We start from the raw sequence: 4,129 nt of genomic DNA on the forward strand, positions 1-4,129 counted from the left end.
TAAAAAAAAAAGTCGGCACGGTGAAGGCACGCTCGCGCTTCTTGATCTTGCCCTTGGACAGGATTGCCTCGCGCGGCTTCACCTCGCCCATGAGCGTCTTGCGGATCATGTCGCGCAGGCGGCCGAGGCGGTTCTGCTCGTAGGGCGAGCCGTCGGCATCCTGGATCCAGAAAGCGGCGGTGGCGTAGCCGTCCTTGGAGGTGAAGGTGCGCGCGTCCACGACGTTGGCACCGACCAGCGACAGCGCCCCGGCGAGCCGCGAGAAGATCCCCGGATGATCCGAGAGAGCAAAGCAGACGCGGGTGGCGTCGCGGTCCTCGTCGGGGTGGATGTCGATGCGGATCTCGTCGCTCTGGATGTCGCGCAGGAGACGGGCAAAGACCTCGTGGGCAGTGAGGTGCAGCCCCTGCCAGTAGGGTTCGTAATGGCGGCCGGTCTCGACCCGCAGGTCCTTGGCATCCCAGTCGGCGAGCGCCTCGCGAAGGGCCTTCTTGGCCTCGGCGCCGCGGTTCTCGCGGTTGAGCGCCTCCATGCCGTCCTCGAGCGCGCGCCTGGTTTGCCGGTAGAGCCCGCGCAGCAGCGCGGCCTTCCAGTTGTTCCAGACGCCCGGGCCCACGCCGCGGATGTCGCAGACGGTCAGCACGGTGAGCAGGTCGAGCCGTTCCTTTGTCTGCACCGCCTTGGCGAAGTCGCGCACCGTGCGCGGGTCGGCGATGTCGCGCTTCTGCGCCATGTCGGACATCAGCAGGTGGTAGCGCACCAGCCATTCCACCGTGGCGCATTCGGTCTTGGTCAGGCCCAGACGCGGCGCCACCTTGCGGGCGATCTGCGCGCCCAGCACCGCGTGATCCTCGTCGCGGCCCTTGCCGATGTCGTGCAGCAGCAGCGCCACGTAGAGCGTCTTGCGGTTCACGCCCTGCTTGAGGATGGTCGAGGCGACCGGCAGTTCCTCGACGAGATCGCCGTGCTCGAGTTCGCTCAGGTTGCGGATGCACTGGATGGTGTGCTCGTCCACCGTGAAGCTGTGATACATGTTGAACTGCATCATCGCCACGATGGGCTCGAACTCGGGGATGAAGGCGGCCAGCACGCCGAGCTCGTTCATCCGCCGCAACGAGCGCTCGGGGTTGCCGTGCTTGAGCAGCAGGTCGAGAAAGATGCGCCGCGCTTCCTTGTCGTTGCGCATGTCGTCGTCGATCAGGTGCAGGTTCGCCTTGACCAGCCGCATGCCGTAGGGGTGCAGCAGCAGCCCGGTGCGCAGGCCTTCCTCGAAGAAGCGCAGCAGGTTGAGCTTGTCCGACAGGAAGGCGGTGTCGTCCGAGATCGCGAGCCGGTTGTGCACGACCTCGTAGCCATCCTTGACCTGCGGGCCGCGCTTGAACATCCGCATCAGCAGCGGCGCGTCCTTCTGGTGCTCGGCCTCGAGCGAGGTCAGGAAGATCCGCGTCAGGTCACCGACGGCGGTGGCGTGGCGGAAGTAGTCCTGCATGAACCACTCGACGGCGCGGCGACCGGGCCGGTCGACATAGCCCATGCGGTCGGCGACCTCGACCTGCATGTCGAAGGTCAGCTGCTCGACGGCGCGCCCGGCGACGAGATGCAGGTGGCAGCGCACCGCCCAGAGGAATTCCTCGGCGCGCATGAAGGTCAGGTATTCCTCACGCCGGAACACGCCCACGCGCACCAGCTCCTGCGCGTCCTCGGTGCGGTGGATGTACTTGGTGATCCAGTAAAGCGACTGCAGGTCGCGCAGCCCGCCCTTGCCCTCCTTGACGTTGGGCTCCACCACGTAGCGCAGGCCCTGCTTGCGGTGGCGGCTGTCGCGCTCCTCGAGCTTGGCGGCCACGAAGGCGCGCTCGGTGCCCTTGAAGAGCTCCTTCCAGAGCCGGGTCTCGAGCTCGCGCGCCAGCGGCTCGTAGCCGATGATGAACCGGGTCTCGAGCATCGCCGTGCGGATGGTGTAATCCTCGGTGCCGAGACGCAGGCAGTCCCTCACTGTGCGCGAGGCGTGGCCGACTTTCAGCTTGAGGTCCCAGAGTATGTAGAGCATCGACTCGATGACGCTCTCGGCCCACGGCGTGATCTTCCACGGCGTCAGGAACAGCAGGTCGACGTCGGAATAGGGCGCCATCTCGCCGCGGCCATAGCCGCCCACCGCCATCAGCGTGAGGCGCTCGCCTTCGGTCGGGTTGCGCAGCGGATGGATGCGTTGGGTCGCCACCTCGTAGACCAGCCGGACGATGCCGTCGGTCAGCCAGGCATAGGCCTCGGTGGTGGGGAAGGCGGCACGGGGGCGCTGCTCGAAGGCCCGCTCGATCTCGTCGCGCCCGTCACTGCGGGCCTGCGAGAGAATGCGCACCGTGGCGGCGCGGATCTGCGCTTCGGTCTCGGCCTCGTCGGCAGCGGCGAACAGCGCCGTGCGCAGGGCAGGGAGGTCGAGGATGCGCGATGCCGGGGCAATCAGGTCCTCCGGCATCGCGTCAAGCGTCCTGTCTTCAGAAGCCTGCGCCGGAGAAGCTTGAGGGGGCAGGGTCAAGGATCACCATCTGGTTGTTTCTTACCGTGGCCACCGCCAGCCCGCGCTGGTTCGTGCCGTCACTCTTCAGGCGGAATACACCCCCCGTGCCCTGAAAACCAGCCGATTGCGTCAGGGCGCGGCCGGTCAGCGCATCACGGCGGCCCTGCTTCACCAGCGCGCCGACGGCGGCGATGCCGTCGAAGGCGAGACCGGCGAGCGGGTGCGGCGAGGCACCGTAGGCGGCGCTGTAGCGGGCCGAGAAGTTCTGCTGCATGGACTGGTTCGGCAGGGTGAACCACGCGCCCTCGGCACCGGGGTAGCTGAAGAGCTCGGGCTTCACGTCCCAGCGGGTCAGGCCGATGTACTGGTAGGTCGACGGGTCGAGCCCGTTCTCGGGCATCACCTGCAGCAGCAGCGGCATCGCGGCGTTGGTGGCGTCGGTGGTGATGAAGACCGAATCCGCGCCGGCGTTGGAGGCAACTTGCGCCATGCCCTGCGCCGCGTTGGTCACGCCGTCGACGCTGAGCGGGTAGGACTGAACCGCCGCCACGCTCACGCCGTTGTGCGACGCGGCCTGCTGGATGGCGTTGCGGCCGAACTGGCCGGGCACGTCGTCCGAATGCATGATGGCGACCTTGTTGCGGCCCTGGCGCCGGGCGTAGCCGAGCAGGCGGTCGGCGGTGTTCTCGAAGGTCGGTCCGAGCACGAAGAGGTTGCCGCCGGCGATCGACGGGTTGTTCGAGAAGGCGAGCACGTTGATGCCCTCGTCGGCCACCACCTTGCTTGCCTCGACGGCGACCTCGCCACGCAGCGGTCCGAGGATGATCTTGGCGCCCTCGTCGACGGCGCGCTGGGCCTGCGCGGCGGCGGTGGCCCCGGAACCGGCGGTGTCATAGACCGCGAGCTCGATGTTGACCCCGTCGAGATCGGCGATGGCGAGACGGGCGGCGTTCTCGAGATCGCGGGCGATGCTCGCCGCCCCCGAATCGCTCTGCGGCACCAGCAGGGCCACGCGGACCGGGGCACCGGGGTCGATGTCGGGACCGCCGCGCCCGGCGGACCCGCCGCCCAGATCGGTCATCGTTGGGACGTCGCAGGCTGCCAGCAGGCCGGCGCTTGCGACGACGGCAGCGGTGCAGAGCGCCTTGCGGGCGCGGGTCAAAACGGCGAACATGGTGGTGGAACTCCCTCGCATGACGGCGCGGGTTTCGCTCCCGCGCGGCTTTGCGCCTGATCATAGTCCAGCAGGAAGGTGGGTCCAGAAATGAATCCGGAAAAGGGCGGATTGGCGCCGGGCCTCTACATGGTCGCGGTGCCGATCGGTAACGCGCGCGACATCACGTTGCGTGCGCTCGACATCCTGCGCGACGCCGAGGTGCTGGCGGCGGAGGACACCCGCAGCCTGCGCCGCCTGCTCGAGATCCACGGCGTGCCGCTGGGCGACCGGCCCTGCCTCGCCTACCACGACCACAACGGCGACCGCATGCGCCCGCGTCTGCTCGAGGCGCTGGCCGTGGGCCGCAGCGTCGCCTACGCCTCCGAGGCGGGCACGCCGATGATCTCGGACCCCGGCTTCGACCTGGTGCGGGCCGCGCGCGAGGAGGGCCTGCC

General features: G+C 68.4%; 3 protein-coding genes. 1 reads left to right on the top strand and 2 read right to left on the bottom strand.

All coding sequences use genetic code 11. The annotated features are described in order from the left end of the window. Both HC022_RS19275 and HC022_RS19280 read right to left on the bottom strand, forming a co-directional pair. On the bottom strand, positions 1-2,476 hold a 2,476-nt coding region (locus tag HC022_RS19275), incomplete at its 3' end, for a [protein-PII] uridylyltransferase (RefSeq protein ID WP_167453497.1). 19 nt (positions 2,477-2,495) lie between these two features. Then, complete coding sequence (locus HC022_RS19280) at positions 2,496-3,692, bottom strand: penicillin-binding protein activator (protein WP_167453498.1); 1,197 nt, start codon at positions 3,690-3,692, stop codon at positions 2,496-2,498. Positions 3,693-3,782: 90 nt separating this feature from the next. Between HC022_RS19280 and HC022_RS19285 the strand changes: the two genes are divergently transcribed. Continuing rightward, a partial coding sequence (locus HC022_RS19285) for a 16S rRNA (cytidine(1402)-2'-O)-methyltransferase (protein WP_254885183.1) occupies positions 3,783-4,129 on the top strand: 347 nt, incomplete at its 3' end.

This window comes from Salipiger sp. HF18, from assembly GCF_011806505.1.
GTDB lineage: Bacteria > Pseudomonadota > Alphaproteobacteria > Rhodobacterales > Rhodobacteraceae > Salipiger > Salipiger thiooxidans.